This is a genomic window from Cutibacterium namnetense (genome assembly GCF_001642025.1).
In the GTDB taxonomy this organism is placed as follows: Bacteria; Actinomycetota; Actinomycetes; order Propionibacteriales; family Propionibacteriaceae; genus Cutibacterium; species Cutibacterium namnetense.
This window is the reverse complement of sequence record NZ_LWHO01000009.1, coordinates 54,167-73,152: the sequence shown is the minus strand read 5'-3', so window position 1 is coordinate 73,152 and position 18,986 is coordinate 54,167. Positions and strand designations below refer to the sequence as shown.

Sequence of the window (18,986 nt, the reverse complement as noted above, 5' to 3'; positions counted from 1 at the left end):
TGCGGCCCTCATCAGGAAGCCAGCCTGAACCTGCGAAACGGTGGTGCCTGGGCCAACCGGGCACCACCGTCTAGCAGGTTCAGTCGTCGGAGAGCTGGGAGATTTTCGGCTCCAGGGCCTTTTCTGCCTCGGCAGCGACGACCTCTAACGCGGCGCCCGTCGATGCCATGACGGCCGCGACCACAGCCCCCTCAACCAGTGGGGCAGTGGAGATCTTGACTTTGCTAGCGATGTCGGCATCGAGGAAGTCCAGGGCCATCTCGGCCGACAGGATTGCCGATCCGAGGTCAACGAGAACGAGGATCCCGTCACAACCACCAACCTTCTCGATCGCCGCGCTCACCGCAGTGGCGTCGGTACCCAAAGTGGTGTCATCAAGACCAGCGGCAATTTCGATGGGTGGAGTCTCCGGGCCGGGCAGCATCTGGGAGGCCAGATCGGCCGCAGCTTGGCCCAGTGGGCGGCTATGGGAGACGATGACGATTCCAACGCCTTGATCACTCATGATTGGCTCCTGACAGGCAACGCGCTGCGGACGCCACGAGCAGGGCCATCGAGGTGGCACCTGGGTCCTGGTGTCCCTTGCTTCGTTCCCCAAGATACGACGCCCTGCCGCGACGAGCCACCATGTGGATGGTCGCATCACGGCCCTCGTGAGCGGCTTCGGCTGCCTTAGCGAGCGCCTCGGCGGCAGAACCACCGTCAGCAGCAACCTGCTTGGCAGCGTCTACGGCGGGGGACAGGGCGTCTACCAGAGTCTTATCGCCGACTGCTGCCTTGCCGCGGGCCACGATGCCAGCCAAACCAGCGTCGAGGGCATCAGCGAGCAGCTGGGCAGTGGGCTCACCGTCGACCTTGATAATCGTCGACAGACGCAAGAAGAAAGTGCCGTAGAGAGGACCCGAAGCGCCACCAACGGTGCTCACCAGCGTCATCCCCGCCTTTTTGAGGAGCTCAGCGGCAGAGGTGAAGGATCCCGGGTCAAGGGCCGCCACGGCGGTCATCCCGCGAGCCATATTCGAGCCGTGGTCAGCATCACCGATCTGGCGATCCAGGTCAGTCAGTTCATTCGCGTGTTCCGAGATGACCGCCGAGTAGTCCTTGAGCCACTCGGAAACGGTTGCGGCAGAAATTTCAGACATCAGCATCCCCATCGAAGTCCAGGAGTCTCCACTGGGGCATCCCACAGCGTCAGGAGATCGCCGTCAGCGGAGAGCAAGGTCAAGGAACATCCTGCCATCTCCAGGCTCGTAATGTGATTGCCGACCAAGGTGCGGGCAACCTTGACGCCCTTGCCTTCCAGAATCTTGGCGACTTCCCCCCACACGAGGTACTGCTCCATGAGAGGGGTGCCGCCCAGGCCGTTAAGCATCGCGATGACCGGGGCTGTGGTGAAGTCATGGTCAGCCAGGATGGGTTCGACGATCTGAGCGGCAACCTCGGCGGCAGCGCCCAACACGGTCGTTTCGCGGCCGGGCTCACCATGGATGCCGACGCCCAACTCCATCTCGTTCTCGCCGAGGTCGAAAGTGGGCTTGCCGGCTGCCGGAACTGTGCAGGAGGTGAGGGCTACTCCAAAGGAGCGACCACCGTCATTGATGCGCTTAGCGAGCTCGAGCAGGGCGTCGATATCGCGCTTCTCCTCGGCCGCTGCGCCGAGGATCTTCTCGGCCAGCACCGTCAAGCCGACCCCGCGACGCCCAGCGGTGTACAAGGAGTCCTGCACGGCAACATCGTCGGCGATAACGACGGACTCGACGCGGGTGCCAGCCTCCATAGAGGCCATCTCGGCAGCCATGTCGAAGTTCATGACGTCACCGGTGTAGTTCTTGACGATGTGCAGTACACCGGCCCCACCGTCAACGGCTTTGGTGGCCTCGGTGATCTGGTCCGGCACGGGGGAGGTGAAGACCTCACCGCAGCATGCGGCGTCGAGCATGCCTCGCCCCACGTAGCCTGAGTGCAGCGGCTCGTGGCCGGAACCGCCACCAGAGACCAGACCAACCTTTCCGCTGACCGGACCACCAGCGCGCAACACGATGCGGTGCTCTAGATCGACCTTCAGGGAGTTAGGGTGGGCGGCCGCTACACCGCGCAGGGAATCAACGACGACATCCTCGACAGCGTTGATGAGTTTCTTCATGCCACCAGTGAACCATCTTGGCCTTGGTTTTCCAGAGGGGCCCGATCAAATCGGGCACCACATTCACCTTCTGTTGCACAAGTGGATCGCTCACTTCGTCTGCTGGACGTAGTCGATGGTCACCTTGCCACGTACCTGGCGCAGCCACGGTGCCCGCTTGGAGGGATCGAACACGACCCGGATGCGGTCGTTGTGCATGATGACGGCGGTGATGACCACAAAGGTGATGCCTAGGCTGATGGCTCCCCAGGCGACCGTGGCGCGCGGTCCGATGCCATTGCCGATCCACCCGATGACCGGGGAGACGAGCGGGGTGCCGCCCATGACTAGTGTTGCCCACAGGCTCATGACCCGGCCACGCATGTGCGGAGTAACCGAGGTCTGCACCATGGCGTTGGCGGTGATGAGGGTCGAGATGGCTCCCCAACCGACGAACATCTTGAGCACGGCGAAGATGCCGTAATTCGGGGCCAGGGCCGACAAACCCATGCTGACGCTGTAGACCAGCAGGGCCAGCTCGACCCAGCGCAGCCGCGGCCTGCGTCGAGCCGCTCCCAGAGCGGCAACCATCGAGCCGATACCCATGAGCGAACCGAGCAGACCGTACTCGCCAGATCCCTTGCCAAAGGCCTGAGTCGCCATGACCGCATCGGAGATGTTGAAGTTGAAACCGAAGGTGCCCATCATGAACCCGATCGCCAGCAGGATGACGAGGTCGGGGCGACGCTTGACGTACCGGACGCCGTCGCGCACCCGTGCCTTCTCGGCTGAGGGTGGGGACACGTAGAGACGGTCAGCCCTGATGAACAACAGGGTTGTGATGAACCCGATGAAGCAGAGGACGTTGATGGCCATCACCCAGCCGACTCCCACGGCGGCGATGAGCAGGCCACCGACGCCAGGGCCGAGCAGGCGGGCGCCGTTGAAGGAGGCAGAGTTGAGGCTCACGGCGTTGGGCAGGTTCTTCAGTGGGACGAGCTCGGAGACGAAGGCCTGGGTGGCCGGGCTGTAGAACGCGCCGGCGAGGCCATCCATGGCTGCGATGACGAATACCATCCACAGGCGCACCGCCCCGGTGAGGACGAGGGTGGAAAGAATCGCGGCGTCAATCGCCAGAACGATCTGCGCCGTCACCATGATGCGACGCTTGGACATTCGGTCAGCCAAAGCGCCAGCCCACGGCGTGACGAGCAGGATGGGCGCGAAGTTCACCGCCATCACCCAACCGAGCACCGCCGCATTGCCGTGGGTCAAAATGACGAGCACCAGCCACGACTGGGCGGTACGGGCCATCCACTGCCCCATGTTCGTCAGGAGAGTGCCGGAGAAGTAGATCCGATAATTCGGAATGCTCAGGCTGGCGAACATGGTTCTCACGGTGACGACTCCTGCCGAACTCGAGTGAGGTATCGGGCATCTGTGATTATCCATCGTTTCTGTCACTGGTGCAGATACGGGTTGGACATGCAGCGGCGATATGGTCGCCACTGGTGCACGTTCCGAGAAGTCCTTCGGTGTGGTGCCCGCCTGACGCACGATCCGCGTCTCCACCACTGACTCAGGGAGTTGTCCATGGCCACTGCAGCCGAATGGCTAGAGGGGGCTCGTCCCCGTACCCTCCCCACCGCGATTGCTCCGGTGGTGGCGGGTACCGCGATCGCCATTGCCGACGGTGGTGCGCGGTGGGAACTGGCCACCCTGTGCCTCGTGGTGGCGTTGGGGCTCGTCGTCGGGGTGAATTTCGCCAATGATTACTCCGACGGTATTCGCGGCTCCGACGGGGAGGACCGGGTTGGTCCGCTGCGGCTTGTCGGGTCAGGAGTCGCTGAACCCTCGCACGTCGAAGCTGCTGCCTTCGCGTGCTTCGGGGTCTCGGCGGTGGCCGGACTCATCATCACCATCATGACTGGACACTGGTGGTTCATCATCGTGGGCCTGGCCTGCATCCTTGCGGCCTGGTTCTACACCGGTGGTTCACACCCCTACGGCTATGCCGGGCTGGGGGAGACCTTCGTCTTCATCTTCTTCGGGCTGGTCGCCGTCGGCGGCACGGTGTACGTCCAGGCCGATCACGTCGGCACGGCTGGCTGGGTGACGGCCTGTGTCATCGGTGCGATGGCCTGTGCGGTGCTGGTGGCCAACAATCTGCGCGACATCGACGGTGATCGCGTCAGTGGCAAGCACACCGTGGCCACCAAGCTGGGCCATCAGGGGACGCGGATCTTGTACCTCGTGCTGGTGGCCCTGGCCTGCGTCGGTGTCATCGTCGTCGCGGCCCTGTCGACCTGGTGGGTCCTTCTGGGCCTGCTCATGGTCATTCTGCTCGTCTCCCCGGTGAAGGCCTTGGCCACGAAGGCCACCGGGATGGCCCTGGTGCCGGTCCTCAAGAACACCGGGCTGGCGGAGTTGCTGTGCGCTGTGGGATTTCTGGTCGGGGCGATGCTGGATCGGCCGTTGTGACCCACTCTTGACAGGCTGTCTTAGGTTAGGTAACCTAAGTACCATACGCCGCAGAGCAGCGGGCGATCAAGAATGGGGGCTTTAGCCATGCCCGTTAATAGGAAAATAGTTGGGGGGTCGTGGCGGCGTGTATGGGTGCCACTGTTTTGGCGGCAGCGCCGGCGCCGTCGAAGGCTGCGTTGGAAATGTATGCCGACTCGAATTTCCATGGTCTCATTGCGAAACAGACTAAGGTAGGTTACTATAACTTCAACAAAAATCAGAATGATTCTCTCAGTTCTGTAAAAAATCAGACTCCTTATGGTGCCGCATTTTGGTATGATGTAAACCGGAAGGGGCATTGCTGGGATTATAAGCCGTGGACGAATGATTCGTCGTTCTGGTGGAAAGATCATGATGAAGCCTCATCCTATGGATTGGGTCATCGGTGCTGACATCGCAACGACAAGGCCTTGAGGGGGTGGCTCACCCCCTCAAGGCCAGTGATCTCCATGTTTCCTATGTTAAGGGTGACGAGGTACTCAAAGGTGTCGATCTTGTGCTGCACACCGGTGAGCTGATACTCGTTCGCGGAGTGAGTGGTTCCGGAAAGACAACCCTGCTCAATGTGCTCTCTGGGCTCCTGTCTCCATTGCGCGGGACGGTGTGCATCAACGGAGTGGACATCACGAAAATCTCAGAATCACGACGGGACGCCATTCGTCTTCATGAAATGGGGATGGTTTTTCAGCATCATGGGCTCGTCCCCGATTTTACGTCCCGTGAGAATATTGAGCTTGTCCTGCGGGCGCGTGAAATTAAAAATTCTGCGGCCATTGCCATGGATGCTCTCAAAGAGGTGGGGGTCGCTGAATTGGCAGATCGACGCCCTGCTGAGATGTCTGGGGGTCAGGCTCAGCGGGTGGGGATCGCCCGTGCGATTGCTGGCGGTCATCGAATCGTGCTCGCCGATGAACCGACTGGCCAGCTCGACCGGGCCAATACTGACATGATCTTCAAGGTCTTGCGTCACATCGTCACCGACGGTGCTGATCGTGCAGTCCTGCTGTCCTCCCATGATCCGCGAGCCTGCGACTATGTCGACCGGGTTCTCGACATGGAGGACGGGGTTCTCGAGGAGGTATGAGATGTGGGTCGTCCACGTCACCCGGCTCGTCGTGTCGAACTGGCGGACGTGGCTTCGCGTCATTCCGCTGGCTCTGGTCGTTGTAGCTCTGACTGTCTCCAGCGGCATCACCAATGCTCGGCAACTGTCCGATGAACAGAAGAACATCGCGAGCTACGGCTCTACCAGCGGTCTCTTCTCGCTGCAGGAAGACGTGCCTCCAGGTACCCCCGTACCGATACCCCGTAATAACACGTTGCAGGCATCGGCGCCCTTTCCCCAGCTCTACAGCAATATCAACCTTGTACAGTACGATGACGTCGCCTACCAAGAGATGCCCATGGCCGGTTCGGCCACGCAAGGTCGCTATCGGCTGACCTCGGGTCGCTGGCCGGCGAAGGCCGGGGAGGTTCTGGCCACCAGTACTCTTGGCGCTGATGATGGATCGCGGTTGTCTGCCAAGGCAGGTGATCTCCACCTCACGGTCACCGGCCATGTCGAAGCCGTCTACGATCGGGCTGCGACCTTGGTTCTTGCGGCTCCAGGCACATGGCAGTCATGGCGGATTTCCCGCGATGACGCTGGACGTGCCGGTATCAGGGGCAATGGGCAAATTGGGTTCACCTCCCAGGAGCCCGGTGACGTATGCAGTCTCCTCGCCGAGACCCTGAAGCTTGCAGGTGACTGCGATACCACACAGACCCGTTCTGCCAGCGAAGCTCACGGGCTGACGCCGAAGGCATTCGTGGATCAGAATCTGGCATGGCTGGTGTTTGGCCTGCTGGGGGCAGTCGTGTCCGGCGCGGCACTGACGGCCCTACTCAGACGCATCGCATCCCCCCTTCTGGCTATCGGGGTACGCCGTCGATCGGTATCGGCCATGAGTAAGACGGTGGCCCTCCTCGTTGCAGAAACCGTCTCGCTGATGTCTGTGGCCCTGGGCCAGGCGGTGGTCGCTGCGGCGCGGTGGTACATGGCCCCCAGGGCTTCTGCTCCGTTGGGGCCTTGGCGATTCCCCACGGTCCCGTTGGTGATGGCATTGGTCATCGGGGTACTTCCTGCGGCCATGGTGAACATGGTTCCCTCCCGTCGTAAGACCGTGAAGCGGCGAGGGATCAACATGAACACGGCTCGTCGGCTGGGGTGGGCGGCTCTGGTACTGGGCTGCGCAGTGTGCCTGTGGGGTCTCCTGGGGGCTGACGCAACCTTCACCGCGGTCGCTGTGGTCGCTGGGATGTGTGCAGTGGCCGGTGGTTTGGGGGCACCCTTCGTGCTCTCTCGTCTGGTCCGGACACATCGCCCCGTAGGTCGGGCTCTTGCTGCTCATCGAGCTCTTTCCAGCCGGGGCGGGTGGCATTGCGTCTTCGCAGGTGTGGCGGCGGGTCTGGTCACCGCAACCGCTACCGGGCTTCTCATCGTTTCAGCGTTGTTCTCCCAGGCCAACGCGCAGACGAGCACCGGTATGCCCCCGGGGATGGCCTTGCTCCATGTCTCGATGGAGGGTGTGCCCGCCCTGGAGTCGGCTCAGGTCAAGCAGTTTTCCGATGCCCTGGAAGGCGCCAAAAACATCACCGTCCACCAGGTCGATGACGCCAACATCAGCGGATCGTGGTGGTATTTCTCCAAGGTTGACGATGTTGCGGTCGTCACAAAGCTTGACGACGCCCAACGTGACGTCCTTGTATCAGGCGGGTACTTGACCAATGATCCCTCCAGGGCCGACCCGGCACACACCGTCGGGCTGACGGATGATCTGAGCTGGGTCAAGCGCATCTCCGTGCGTCCGAAAGCAGGAATACCACGAGGCGCTGGATCGGCGATTCTGTTCACAGGGCTGACCCCCGATCAGGATCGACTGACCAACGAGTGGACGCAGGCGCACGGGTTGGGGGAATTTTATGTCATGGCCCCCCGAATCCTCGGTGATGTCCCGCTGCCAACGATCACCATCGTCGCGACCGTCACCTTCATCGTGTTGTCGGCCATCATGGCGGGCCTGTTGGCGAAGGAGGAGAGAGCCGCCAACAGTGATCTGGTGACCAGCCTCAAACGCATCGGATTGGGCAGGCGTTGGGTGGACCAGGTCATCCTTGTGGAGGTGGCTACCACAATGCTGGCCGCCCTGATATGCGGGGTGATCTCCTCGGTTGTCGCGGTGTGGCTCACAGGCAGGATCCTGTCGGGAGCCTTGGACCTGCTTGGGGCCGCGTGGTGGGTCTTCGGTGCGTTGGCCGCCGGGATGTTCGGTGGATCCTTGCTGGGGGCCGCCATCCATCGCCGTTACCACTTCGACATGAGAGCTACCTGATCCACGACCCCGTGACACCGCTGCGGCCCGGCCCAAAACGCGTCGGGACGATTCGCCGTTCGTGACGCGGCTGCGTCGGTGCCATCGTCGGCGCGGTCCTCATTACAGTTTGATGCCGAATCGCTCCAGCTTCTTGCGGTCGGCCTTCGAGCTGGATGCCTGCAGGGCCAACAACTCGGCGTAGATACCTCCGGAGGCGGCCAGCTCGGCCGGGGTGCCGATCTCGTCGACGCGACCGGCGTCCAGGGTGACGATCCGGTCGACGCTGGAGATCGTCGAGAGGCGGTGGGCGATGATGAGGCTGGTGCGGTCGGCCATGAGGGATTCCAGACCGGCCTGCACCCACCGCTCGGACTTGGTGTCCAGGGCTGAGGTGGCCTCGTCGAGAACGAGGATCGGGGCGTCCTTGAGCAGGGCCCTGGCAATCGAGATGCGCTGCTTCTGGCCACCGGAGAGCTTGATAGCGCGCTCCCCGACGAGGGTGTCGTACTGCTGGGAGAACCGCTTGATGAAGCGGTCGGCGTAGGCGCGGTGAGCAGCGTCGCGGATCTGCGCGTCGGTGGCCTCGGTGCCGTAGGCGATGTTCTCCCGGATCGATCCGGAGAACAGTGCCGGATCCTGGAAGACCACTCCGATACGGCGTCGCAAGGCATCCGGGGTCACCTGAGAGATATCGTTGCCGGCCACCATGATGGCGCCCTCGGTGACCGGGTAGAGGCCGAGCAGCAGGTTCACCAAGGTGGACTTTCCGCCCCCGGATTCGCCCACAAGTGCCACCTTCTCGCCGGGACTGACGTCGAAGGTGACATGGTCGATGACCCGATTGGTGCCGTCGTAGCTGAAGACGGTGTCGTTGAAGGAGATCATCGGGACGCCCGGCTCGGGCTCGCGGATGGTCGTCGTGGCGGTCTGCGGTACGTGGGCCGGACGGGTCTCCATGACGGAGAAGTAGTCCTTGGACCCGGCCACGGCGCGCTGGGCGACGTCGATGATGTAACTCATCATCTGCACCGGCTGGCGAGCCATCGTCATGAGCTGGATGAGCAGGATCATGTCCCCGACGCCGAAGTATCCCTTGGCCGTTCGGACGAAGATGATGGCGTAGATACCGAAGAAGATGACGTTGAGGACCACCCTCCGCACGGTGTCCATGAGGTGCCAGTGGTTGGACTGCTAGCGGGTGGCGTCGACGGTGGCGTCGTAGTGGTTGTTGAATTGTTTCTGCTCGCTGGCCTCGGTGACGTAGGACTTGACGACGCGAATCTACGAGACGACCTCTTGGAACCGCCCGCCGGCGGTGTCGATGTGGTGGTTGATGACGTCCCGATGGGTCTGCCAGTTGCGTGACGTCAAGGCCGTCAACCAGACGTAGATCGGGAAGACGATCGCCAACAGCAGGGCCAGCGGCCAGGAGTAGATGGCCGAAATGATGAGGACGGCGAACGTCGTCAGCAGCAGGGTGAAGAAGTTGTTCGAGAAGGCCTTGGCGAAGTCGGTGACATTGGTGATCGATCGGGTGAGCTTGGAGGTGATCGATCCGGTGAGCTCCTCGTCGAACCAGGACTGCGGCAGCTCCAGCAGCTTGCTGAAGTACCGGGTCGACAGGATCTGGCGCATCTTGGCGCTCATGATGTCGCCCAGCCATCCGTTGACGTTGGTGAGCAGGGAGTTGACGACGTCGAGGACGAGGATGACCACCGCGAGAAGCATGATGTCGCGGATGTGGTGGTCGTTGCCGCGCACGCCTGCCACGGCGAGGTCGGTGGCCCGGGCGATGACGAAGGGTACGGCCAGCTGAGTGATTGCGACGATGACAGCCGAGATGACGACCCCGAGGTAGAACTTCCACAGCTGCGAGGTGAATCGAAGGATTCGTGTCAAGGAACGCATGGGTCTCCAGATGAGCGGATAGGGATCGTCAGGGACGTGTCAACAAAACCGTATACCTTTGCCATGCCAGGATCATCTTTGCCTGACCTCATGCCGATGGCGACACCCGTCACGGCGAAACGTCGTGACCAGGCGTCCCAGGATTACTCGGAGGGCCTCTCGGCAAGCCAACGGCGAACAGCGAGGGTAGCCTTCACGTCGTCCTCGTTGTATTCCATGACTCGGGTTCTGGAGGACTCGCGGACCTGCGGATCGGGGTCATGGACGGCGAGGTCCCACCAGGTCTGGGAGTTGAGGCCACCCGGGTCCGGGTCACGCCAGGAGAACCCGGCGCCGGCGTTGGCAACGACCTTCAGACCAATCCCGTTGACCCCGAAGAAGTGCGCCTTGATGGTGGTGAAGAGGTCAACGAAACAGCCGGAGTCCAGCAGCCGACGTACCGCTTGACGAGTCTCCACGTCCTGGCAGACGTGGCCGAAATGACGCAGATGGACGATCTCGTAGTCGGAGTAGTGGACCACGATCGTCTCCGGGTGGGCCGAGAGGATCTCGTCGAGCCAGGCGATGGCGCGGGCGGCCAGTGCGTTCTCATCGTCGTCGCCCATGTCAGCGAACTCGCTGAAGGCGACGTAATAGGGCACGTCACCGGTCGTCGAGTCGAGCAGGCGTTCAGGATCACTGACCTCGAAACCCCACAGATAGACCCGGCCATCCGGAGAGGTCTCGATGTCGAAGTCGAGTTCCAGTCGGGACGAGGCCACCTCGATGGGTCCCTCATCGTTGCGCTCCAGCAGGACTCCCTGACGGATGAGGCGCGCGCGACGGGCGGCCGCCCGGAGTCGTTGTTCGGGTCGGGGACGGTGTTGAACCTCAGGCAGGTAGACCGGCAGCAGCTCGTCCAGGTCGGCGTCGGCCAGGTCGTCGACGGTGGAAACCCCGAGACGACGCAGGGTCGAGATCTCCCGGACGTCCAGGGGAGCCTTGGAGATGCGCAGGGAGAGATCGGCATCGTCGAGACGTGGCTCACAGATGGCCCACCACTGACAGGACTCGCACTCACGCACGACGATCGGGGCGACCATCGGCTCGCCGCCGGCGATGGCGTGCTCGGCCACCGACACCCGGAAGGTGTGCTCGTGGTCGTATCGGTCCAGCACGCTGCGGCGACGCCATCCCGAGGCGGACGAGCGCGAGAAGGTGCGAATGAACTTGTGGTCGAGATCGAGCCAGGAGACGGCCAAGTTGTCGTCGAGGATCCCAATCTCGTCGTGGCCGACCAGCCCCACGAGACGTCGATGGCTGGGGCACTCGTCAGGGGTGGCGACCAGGCCCAGGCCCTCGAGGAGCCTCCAGTGATGGGCGGCCTGGATGAGGGCGCGTTCCCGGCCGGCGCGGAAGGTCTGGTCCAGTGACATCCGTGCGTGGCGAGGATCCGGATCATTCAGGGGGGACACCCAGGTGAATTCCGCCAGGGTGTGGTGGCTCTCCAGCACCAGGTAGTCCTTGACGATGACCGGCAAATATCCAGGCCCGCCGTCGGCACGCTTGCCGGCCAGCACCAAGGCGTTGGGGGAGCCGGTGCGGTGCTCCTGCGGGGACGACGGCAACTCAGGGCAGACGATGACGGGTGCACCGGCCTCGATGGCCCTGCGGGTGGCGACCCGGCGACCGGCCACGCTCAAGGTGACCGAGCGCAGATCGACGGCGTCCGTGACGGCTGCCAGGGCGTCACAGATGACCGTCAGGTGGGCCTCCGCCCCTGCGAAGAGCTCGTCGTCACGCGGATCGCCGACCGGTTCTGACAGGGTGGGGTCATAGGCGTTCTGGGTCTTGACCGGGCAGCTGCGAGCTGCCCAGGCGTCGAGGAGGATCGGGGAGGAGGGACCTTTCACCTCAGGCCATCTCCTTCTCGTCACTGCCCTTCCAACCACGATGCAAGGCGACGACGCCGCCACAGACATTGCGCCACGCAATGGCCTGCCAGCCGGCCTCGGCCATCATGTCTGCCAGATGAGGCTGGTCGGGCCAGGCGAGGATCGACTCGGCCAGGTAGTCATAGGCATCCCGGTTCGAGGAGGCCAGCTTGGCCATGGCCGGGATCGCCGCCAGCAGGTACTTGGTGTAGACGTGGCGGAACGGTGCCCAGGTGGGGTAGGAGAACTCGCAGATGACGACCCGGCCGCCAGGCTTGGTGACGCGCAGCATCTCGCGCAGTGCCTTTTGTGGGTCCTCGACGTTGCGCAGACCGTAGGAGATCGTCACGGCGTCGAAGGAGTTGTCGGCGTAGGGCAGGCAGGTGGCGTCCCCGGCGACGAAGTGCAGATGCGGCTGGCGCTGCTTACCCACCGCCAGCATCCCGGTGGAAATATCGGTGGGATAGACCTGCGCGCCCCGGGCGGCAAACGTAGCTGAGGAGGTGCCGGTTCCAGCCGCCAGATCCAGGATGGTCTGGCCGGGTTCCGGCTCTACCGCAGCGACGACGAGGTCGCGCCAAGTGTCGATCGCCCCGAGCGTCATGATCTGGTTCATGAGGTCATAGCGTTTCGCCACCCCGTCGAACATCGATGCGACGTCAGTGTGGTGTTTGTCCAGGGTGGCTCGGGTTGTCAACACGGGTTTTATTGTAAGGGGGAGGCGACTCCCCCTTGACCCCCTCGGGCAGGTTGGTCCATGAGTCAATGCCGGTTGAGGTGGGTCTTGCAAGTGCGGGAGAATGGCCAGCATGGCATCCCGCTCTACTGTCCTCATCGCTAAGGACATCTCGAAGTCTTATGGTGACCGAATCATTATTGATCACCTCTCCCTCACCGTTCATGAGGGGGAAGCCGTCGCTCTTACTGGCCGCAACGGAGCCGGTAAGTCAACGGTGTTGAGAATGCTGGTGGGAGCCGACCGCCCAAGCTCTGGAACGATCGAGGTGCTTGGTAAAAAGGTTTCCGAGACGAATCCGGAGTTTCGTCGCAACGTTGCTACGGTCATTGACGACCTTGACTTCTTCCCCGATCTGTCGGTGGTAGAACACCTCGATTTACTTGCCCGCGCTCACGGGCTGGTCGACGCGGACGCTCTCGTTGACGAGGTGCTCGAGGAAGTCCAGCTCGTCCCACAGTCCGGTCAGCTTCCCGGCACTCTCTCCTCCGGTCAGCGGCGCCGACTGGGCTTGGCAACGGCCCTCGTGCGCCCCCGCAAACTCCTCGTCTTGGATGAGCCCGAGGCCCGCCTTGACGTCGAAGGTGTCGCATGGCTTGGTAAGAGGCTGCGCGAAGAGATGAATCACGGCCTGGCAATTGTGATGGCCAGCCACGAGCCAGCCCTTGTCGAGACCCTGGGAGCCCGAACTGTCGAGTTGGGAGGCCCGCGCGGATGAGTCGGCGCAACAGTAAGCACTCCAAGTCTCGCTCTAAGGCGTCCCCGTCCGAATCGCAGAATGCCAGGACGGAGGCGGCGGTCGTCCCCGACCCTGAGCTGGTCATCGCTCACCGCCCCGACGAGTTCTTCGGCGGTCAGGCTGACGAACGTCAGCTCTCCCTACTGATGGGCGACTGGCGTAAAGGCCGTACTACCCGCAATATCTGGCAGGCCATTGGCGACGCTTACGTGCTCGTCTTTTCGTTGGTTGTCGTCCTTGCCATGGTCATCAGCCTCATCGTGCAGGCCCAAGGGCAGGCCTCGGGCTGCACCTCGACGGGATGCCGGACGGCGCGCGGTCTGCTGCCGTGGGCGGCATTGTCAGGAGTGTTGGCCTTTGCCCTGGCCGCGGCCCGGGTGTTTGGGCCGGTACTTGCCTCGGCAGCTGAGGGATTCTGGCTCATGGACGCTCCGATTGACCGGGCCAAGTTTCTCGCCAAACGGCTACGAGCTGCGGTGCTCGTTTCGGTGATCGGTGGTGCCGTCCTGGGGGCCTTGGTGGCTGCCCTTACTGGGGGCGCTGGGAAGGCCGTCGTCGCCTGGACCCTGGCGAGCGCCCTGGGTGCTGCCGGAGTTGTCTCTTTTGCGAGTGCTGAACAGGGGGCCGAACGTACGTGGTCGGTGAAGGCGGTCGAAACGCTGGCCGGATTGGCTGGTCTGGTAGTACTGCTGGGAGTCATATCGACGGCGTCAGGGTGGTACGCAGTGCCGATGTCGAGTGACACTAACCTCACTTCTGCTTGGGTGGTTGCCGGAGCTGGAGCGGTACTGCTTGTCGTCACTTTTCTGCTAGCACGACTGCGCCTGAACCAGATCCGACGCGCCCGACTCATGGCCGGGGGTTCACTGGCTTCCGGTATGCAGGGTGCCGCCTTCGCCCTCGACTTCGCCCTCATACGCGACATTCTTCAGGAACGAGAAGCCATCGAACGCGGCCAGGTGCGCCCCACTCGCGGACGGGGCGAGGGCTTGAGGGCTTTGGTGTGGCGCGATGTGCAGCGTGTCATGCGGTCCCCGAAGCCGCTGCTCACCCTCATCGTGACGGCTGTGGTGCCCTACGCCGTCTCTGCCTTGGGATTCGGTGCCCTGACAGTCCCGGTGTCGGCCTTGGTGCTCATCGCGGCTTTGGTTCCCTTCTTTACCAGCTTGCGAGTACTCACCCGTAGCAAGGGGCTGGTGCGCTGTTTGCCTTTCACGACCAGCCAGGTGATTTCGGCCGCCTCCGTGGTGCCTGCGGTGGCAGCAGCGTTGTGGGCGATTGCCGTCATCCCAGCCTTCCACGGCGTCGGCTCGGCGATATCAAGGCCGTGGGAGCAGGCCATCATGTATGGCTTGGTGGCGGCTGCTGGCGGTCTTGCTGGTGCGATTCGGTGGGTCAGTGCAAAACCGGCCGATTACTCCTCGCCGATGGTGGCAACTCAGGCCGGCTCAATGCCCCCCGGATTGATGTTCAACCTCATCCGCGGGCTCGACATGGTTGCTCTTATCACCATCCCGTTAGTGTTGGGGTGGTCGCCATGGGTGTCGGTGTTCATCGCCGTGGTGGTATTCGGATTCCTGCGGATGGGCGGTATGAATCAGCAGGACTTGGCTGAAATGCGTGAGGAGTCGCAGCGTCAACTGGCCGAGGCTCGTCAGGAAGCTCGGGGCGGCAATGCCGAGAAGAAGGTCATCGAGCGCAAACGGCGGTGATTGGTGGGCGGGCTCGGCGTCGCCTGATGGCGTGTCTCGCCGTTTTGTACGACAAGGCCTCAACTCACGCCAAGAAGAGGTCTCGCAGCGCATCGATGCGATGCTCCGCCTCGGCCGATAAGACGTCCGTGTCGTCGTCGTGGCCGACAGGGTGGCCAGAGAACACATGGACCAGTGAGGGGTCGGTGGCGTCGATCTGACCGCCACGGCAGTCAGTAACCCACTGGCCATTGCCCAAAGAATCGACCCAGCCGGTAGGGCCGGAGACGCGGCCCCGGTCGACGTGCTCAACCTCGGCCAGCACGGACCTGGCGCAATGCGGTGGCAGCCCGGTGACAAAAGCTGGCGGGCACAGAGCCTGCACGAGGGCGAGACAGGACCCCTGGGCGGGGGAGTGGATACCAGTGACGTCGGTGACAAGGTAGTTTGAAGCGTCGCTGTAGACGCATCCCGGACAGTCAGGAACATGGACCGTGTCGCAGAATTGCTCGAGACGTTGGCAGGTCTGCTTGACGATTTCGTCGTGGTGGGTGGCCAGCGGCCCCTTGCCCTGAAGCGCCGATAACAGGGTTTGGTGGTTGGTGTCGGTAGCGGGGGAGTGGGTTAGTACCCGGGAAGTGATTAAGGACTTGCTCACCCCGACGGTCAGCTTCGAGGTGGTGCCGACAGATCCCTCGACGAGGTAGGTATATGCGTTGGGGAATTGGTGACGCAGGGTCTCGACGATCCATCGCGGGTCGATAGGGGAGGCGGCCTTGGCTTCGACGTCACGCATGAGGACGAGCTGGTCGAGCTCTCCTGGACGCATGATGTCTTGGACGAGTCGGGCCACCTGGTACCAACTTCGCTCGCTGATGACGCCGTCACGCACCGTCATCGTCCCGGGGGACTCGGGCGCACTTTGCTGATGAGGAGGATCGTCGGCGATGCTGTCCCAGGAAAGTTGGGTGAGCCAGGAGTAACCAGGCCAGCGTCCAATGATCGTTTTGGGAAGGATCATCACGGACTGTGATGAAGACCGGTCTGGGTCAAAAGTGAAGGATCCGAAGGCGACTGGCCCGGTGGCTTCAGCGCCAGGTATCTCAGTCTCGTGCTCGAGATCGTCGCATAGCGCTTCCCACCAGACGTCAGCGGCTGCTGGGGAATCAGTCTCAAATCGTGTGATCTCGCCCAGTCCAACCATGCCGTAGTTGCGGTGCAAAAAGCACACCGAGTCGCTGGGCGTCAGGTAGCTTTCGAGCGGGCCTGGGTCCGGGATCGAGACGGTGCGGGCGCGTATGCGGGCTGAACCTGGGTCAAGGATCACGGTGGCAGGATAACCGAGATGCCCACATGGGCAGCGCCGTCTCATCGCTATGGCGCCAGCGGGACGACAGACCGGGGCCATTCGGAGGTGGTCCGGCGGCGCTGCCCACGCGCGTTGACTCAGTTGGCGGCAGGATTCACCGCGAATGTCTTAGCGCTCACCTGGGAGAGGCGCTCCCGGGCACCGTTAACGTAGTGCGGGTAGGCACAGTAGCTGACAGCCCGGTAGGTGGTGCGCTTATCGCCGTGATAGTTGAACGCCGCTGCCGCAGAGTCGACGTGGAACGTCGCAGTGCCGAAACCTTTGCCGCCGATGAGCTGCGACTCGTCGAACGTTCCGGTCCACACCTGACGGCCTTTGCCGTCGAGGACGCGGGCCACCAGGGATGCCTGGTAACCGTCGGCTCGCACGCACGGTGCGTTCGGCTTGACCTTGATGGTGAGAGGAGTGGTTGCAGTGAATGGCCCGGTGTGCTGGGCGGAATCTGTCACCGACACCTGGGGGCCGACTGGAAGGTGGCTCTCATCAATGGGTGTGGGAGCTCCCGGCGCGCCGAGTGCAAGGGTAGATGCGGCTGCCAGACTGGCAGCGATCTGGACAAACATGGTGATCCCCCAATATGTCATAGGTATGAGAATTGTTGAAAATCATTGATGACTTTCACTTAAAGCTTAGCACTGCATAGTGTCATCGAGGGGTCGCAGGCAACAGCGTCCTCGGTAGGTGTTGGCCTGCTTTCGGGGCTTGTGAACCCGGCGTGCCAACACGCTCATAGCCGACAGCCCCTAGACTCGCCCGTGCAGATCGTCGGTATACCGGCGTCGTTGTCAATAAGGAGGGGCTACGTGACAAGCCAGATGGAGTCCGACGTTGTCGTCGTCGGTGCTGGGCCTGGTGGCTCGGCGACCGCCGCGCACCTTGCTCGCAGGGGACTCCATGTTGCCCTGCTGGAGAAAGCGACCTTCCCCCGTGACAAAGTCTGCGGTGATGGCCTGACTCCGCGCGCCGTCAAGCAGCTCATCCGGCTAGGTATCGACGTCTCCGAAGGGGCTGGTTGGAAGCACACTGAGGGCCTGCGAATTCACGGCGGGCATGTCGCCCCCTTCGTCCTTCCCTGGCCGGTGCTGGCCCACTACCCCAATTTCGGCATGGTGTGCCGGCGCACGGTGCTCGACGAGCGTCTGGCTCGTCACGCCGAGTCGCAGGGGGTCACCCTTGTTGAGGGTGCCAATGTCACTGAGCCGATCCTCGACTCTAATGGCCGTATTCGCGGCGTCCGGACCTCCGATGGCACCGAGTATTGCGCCCCCGTTGTCGTCGCAGCTGATGGCAACTCTTCGCGTCTGGGCTTAGCGATGGGCTTGCACAAACGCGACGATCGTCCGATGGGTGTGGCGGTACGCGCGTACTACCGCTCTGCGCTGTCCGAATCGCGTTATTTAGACAGCTGGCTAGAACTGTGGGACGGTGCCCCACAAAAATCTGACCTTCTGCCGGGTTACGGCTGGGCTTTCCCGGAGGGGGATGGAACGGTCAATATCGGTTTGGGAATGCTCAATTCCTCGGCCGCTTTTGGCCACACCGATTATCGCTCCCTGATGACGCGTTGGCTGTCTCATCTGCCCGCCGAGTGGACTTTTGACGAGGAACATCGGGAGGGGCCGATCCGCGGTGCCGCCTTGCCGATGGCATTCAATCGGCAACCCCACTATCGCGACGGCTTGTTACTTGTGGGTGATGCTGGTGGCATGGTCAACCCGTTCAATGGCGAGGGCATCGACTACGCCATGGAGGCCGGTGAGCTAGCGGCTGATGCTATCGCTGAGGCTCATTACCGCCGCCACGGGACGCCGGCCGCCGAGAAGGCACTTCAGGGGTACTCGCGTGCTCTGCAACGCCACTTTGGTGGGTACTACCGGTTGGGGACGGTTTTCGTGCGGCTCATCGGTGATCCGCGCGTCATGAAGATCTGCACGACGTATGGGCTTCCGCGCCGTCGACTCATGAAGTTTGTGAACAAATTGTTGGCAAACCTCACTGACTCCAAGGCTGGAGACCTCGATGACCGTATTATCAACACGCTGACGAGGATCACCCCGTCGGTGTGAACTCGTGGCCTGCGGCAGCACTCTCATGCCGCAAAGCTAAAAGTTAGGTAACCCAAAGTACCAGAGAACTAAGCGAGAGTCGTAAGGTCTGAACGAATGGTGCTGACCAAAGGTGGTGAGATGAACGGATACGCTCCCCTCGTGGGGATGGTCATCCTCGGTGCGGTCTTCGTGCTGGCGACGATCGCAGTCAATGTCCTTCTTGCGGTAAAGCAACCCAACCGCGCCAAGTACGAGATCTACGAGTGTGGCATTGAACCGACACCACAGCCTGCAGGTGGCGGAAAGTTCCCAGTCAAGTTCTTCGTCGTGGCGATGCTCTACATCGTGTTCGACATCGACATCATGTTCCTCTACCCGTGGGCGGTCGACTTTAATCACCTCGGCGTCTTTGCGCTGGTGGAGATGGTGCTGTTCGTGGCAATGGTTTTCATCCCTTACCTCTACATCCGTCGCCGCGGCGGCCTGGATTGGACCTGATCTTCCCGCGCGGCCTGGGGTCGCGCTCAGCAATATGTTGAGTGGCTGGAGAGCCACGTCATTCAACGTCTTAGAAAGAAAGGACG

Annotated in this window: 16 protein-coding genes and 1 pseudogene; 8 read left to right on the top strand and 9 right to left on the bottom strand. The window is 62.4% G+C overall.

Annotated elements, in window-relative coordinates; genetic code table 11:
* Window positions 1–79: 79 nt before the first annotated feature.
* From dhaM to A5483_RS09290, 4 genes are all read right to left on the bottom strand, one after another.
* On the bottom strand, window positions 80–505 hold the full coding sequence (gene dhaM, locus A5483_RS09305) for a dihydroxyacetone kinase phosphoryl donor subunit DhaM (RefSeq protein ID WP_063811671.1): 426 nt from the start codon (window positions 503–505) through the stop codon (window positions 80–82).
* Window positions 498–1,154 (bottom strand): dihydroxyacetone kinase subunit DhaL, encoded by a 657-nt coding sequence (gene dhaL, locus A5483_RS09300; RefSeq protein WP_063811670.1) that lies wholly within the window; start codon window positions 1,152–1,154, stop codon window positions 498–500. The genes dhaM and dhaL overlap by 8 nt, the downstream gene beginning before the upstream one ends.
* Window positions 1,142–2,143: a dihydroxyacetone kinase subunit DhaK gene (dhaK, locus tag A5483_RS09295; RefSeq protein WP_063811669.1), complete on the bottom strand. Its 1,002-nt coding sequence runs from the start codon at window positions 2,141–2,143 to the stop codon at window positions 1,142–1,144. Before dhaK ends, dhaL begins: the two co-directional genes overlap by 13 nt.
* A 90-nt stretch (window positions 2,144–2,233) precedes the next feature.
* Window positions 2,234–3,511 (bottom strand): MFS transporter, encoded by a 1,278-nt coding sequence (locus A5483_RS09290; RefSeq protein WP_063811668.1) that lies wholly within the window; start codon window positions 3,509–3,511, stop codon window positions 2,234–2,236.
* A gap of 204 nt (window positions 3,512–3,715) precedes the next feature.
* Here A5483_RS09290 and A5483_RS09285 point away from each other — a divergent pair, with 204 nt between their 5' ends.
* From A5483_RS09285 to A5483_RS09275, 4 genes are all read left to right on the top strand, one after another.
* Window positions 3,716–4,603, top strand: coding sequence for a 1,4-dihydroxy-2-naphthoate polyprenyltransferase (locus A5483_RS09285; RefSeq protein WP_002515366.1), 888 nt, complete (start codon window positions 3,716–3,718; stop codon window positions 4,601–4,603).
* Window positions 4,604–4,734: 131 nt separating this feature from the next.
* On the top strand, window positions 4,735–5,037 hold the full coding sequence (locus tag A5483_RS11540; protein ID WP_082864042.1) for a hypothetical protein: 303 nt from the start codon (window positions 4,735–4,737) through the stop codon (window positions 5,035–5,037).
* Complete coding sequence (locus A5483_RS09280) at window positions 5,031–5,729, top strand: ABC transporter ATP-binding protein (protein WP_002549026.1); 699 nt, start codon at window positions 5,031–5,033, stop codon at window positions 5,727–5,729. Before A5483_RS11540 ends, A5483_RS09280 begins: the two co-directional genes overlap by 7 nt.
* Before the next feature lies 1 nt (window position 5,730).
* Complete coding sequence (locus tag A5483_RS09275) at window positions 5,731–8,016, top strand: ABC transporter permease family protein (RefSeq protein ID WP_063811667.1); 2,286 nt, start codon at window positions 5,731–5,733, stop codon at window positions 8,014–8,016.
* Window positions 8,017–8,118: 102 nt separating this feature from the next.
* Here the strand turns inward: A5483_RS09275 and A5483_RS09270 are convergent.
* The 3 genes and pseudogenes from A5483_RS09270 to A5483_RS09260 all read right to left on the bottom strand — a co-directional run bounded on the left by A5483_RS09270 (window position 8,119) and on the right by A5483_RS09260 (window position 12,519).
* Window positions 8,119–9,906 (bottom strand): annotated as a pseudogene (locus A5483_RS09270) (ABC transporter ATP-binding protein).
* Window positions 9,907–10,049: 143 nt separating this feature from the next.
* A complete protein-coding gene (locus tag A5483_RS09265; protein ID WP_002514942.1) occupies window positions 10,050–11,798 on the bottom strand; it encodes a TM0106 family RecB-like putative nuclease in 1,749 nt (582 codons plus the stop codon).
* Window position 11,799: 1 nt separating this feature from the next.
* Window positions 11,800–12,519, bottom strand: a complete 720-nt coding sequence (locus A5483_RS09260; protein WP_002515408.1) for a demethylmenaquinone methyltransferase — start codon at window positions 12,517–12,519, stop codon at window positions 11,800–11,802.
* Window positions 12,520–12,619: 100 nt separating this feature from the next.
* On the opposite strand from A5483_RS09260, the gene A5483_RS09255 reads away from it, so the two are divergent.
* Window positions 12,620–13,273, top strand: coding sequence for an ABC transporter ATP-binding protein (locus tag A5483_RS09255; protein ID WP_002519588.1), 654 nt, complete (start codon window positions 12,620–12,622; stop codon window positions 13,271–13,273).
* Window positions 13,270–15,006 (top strand): DUF6297 family protein, encoded by a 1,737-nt coding sequence (locus A5483_RS09250; protein ID WP_063811666.1) that lies wholly within the window; start codon window positions 13,270–13,272, stop codon window positions 15,004–15,006. Before A5483_RS09255 ends, A5483_RS09250 begins: the two co-directional genes overlap by 4 nt.
* 64 nt (window positions 15,007–15,070) lie before the next feature.
* Here the strand turns inward: A5483_RS09250 and A5483_RS09245 are convergent, their stop codons facing one another.
* Window positions 15,071–16,234: an isochorismate synthase gene (locus A5483_RS09245; protein ID WP_063811691.1), complete on the bottom strand. Its 1,164-nt coding sequence runs from the start codon at window positions 16,232–16,234 to the stop codon at window positions 15,071–15,073.
* Between the two features lie 197 nt (window positions 16,235–16,431).
* Window positions 16,432–16,917 (bottom strand): oxygenase RoxP, encoded by a 486-nt coding sequence (roxP, locus tag A5483_RS09240; RefSeq protein ID WP_063811690.1) that lies wholly within the window; start codon window positions 16,915–16,917, stop codon window positions 16,432–16,434.
* 225 nt (window positions 16,918–17,142) lie between these two features.
* Here roxP and A5483_RS09235 point away from each other — a divergent pair, with 225 nt between their 5' ends.
* Both A5483_RS09235 and A5483_RS09230 read left to right on the top strand, forming a co-directional pair.
* Entirely contained in the window at window positions 17,143–18,420 is a 1,278-nt protein-coding gene (locus tag A5483_RS09235) for a geranylgeranyl reductase family protein (protein WP_063811689.1), read from the top strand.
* Window positions 18,421–18,516: 96 nt separating this feature from the next.
* Window positions 18,517–18,900 (top strand): NADH-quinone oxidoreductase subunit A, encoded by a 384-nt coding sequence (locus A5483_RS09230; protein ID WP_063811665.1) that lies wholly within the window; start codon window positions 18,517–18,519, stop codon window positions 18,898–18,900.
* Window positions 18,901–18,986 lie beyond the last annotated feature (86 nt).

Coding starts and splice junctions, on each gene's coding strand:
- A5483_RS09230 (WP_063811665.1), top strand. CDS start 18,517: ATGGTGCTGACCAAAGGTGGTGAGATGAACGGATACGCTCCCCTCGTG.
- dhaM (WP_063811671.1), bottom strand. CDS start 505: ATGAGTGATCAAGGCGTTGGAATCGTCATCGTCTCCCATAGCCGCCCA.
- A5483_RS09255 (WP_002519588.1), top strand. CDS start 12,620: ATGGCCAGCATGGCATCCCGCTCTACTGTCCTCATCGCTAAGGACATC.
- A5483_RS09275 (WP_063811667.1), top strand. CDS start 5,731: ATGTGGGTCGTCCACGTCACCCGGCTCGTCGTGTCGAACTGGCGGACG.
- dhaK (WP_063811669.1), bottom strand. CDS start 2,143: ATGAAGAAACTCATCAACGCTGTCGAGGATGTCGTCGTTGATTCCCTG.
- A5483_RS09290 (WP_063811668.1), bottom strand. CDS start 3,511: ATGTTCGCCAGCCTGAGCATTCCGAATTATCGGATCTACTTCTCCGGC.
- dhaL (WP_063811670.1), bottom strand. CDS start 1,154: ATGGGGATGCTGATGTCTGAAATTTCTGCCGCAACCGTTTCCGAGTGG.
- roxP (WP_063811690.1), bottom strand. CDS start 16,917: ATGTTTGTCCAGATCGCTGCCAGTCTGGCAGCCGCATCTACCCTTGCA.
- A5483_RS09250 (WP_063811666.1), top strand. CDS start 13,270: ATGAGTCGGCGCAACAGTAAGCACTCCAAGTCTCGCTCTAAGGCGTCC.
- A5483_RS11540 (WP_082864042.1), top strand. CDS start 4,735: ATGGGTGCCACTGTTTTGGCGGCAGCGCCGGCGCCGTCGAAGGCTGCG.
- A5483_RS09285 (WP_002515366.1), top strand. CDS start 3,716: ATGGCCACTGCAGCCGAATGGCTAGAGGGGGCTCGTCCCCGTACCCTC.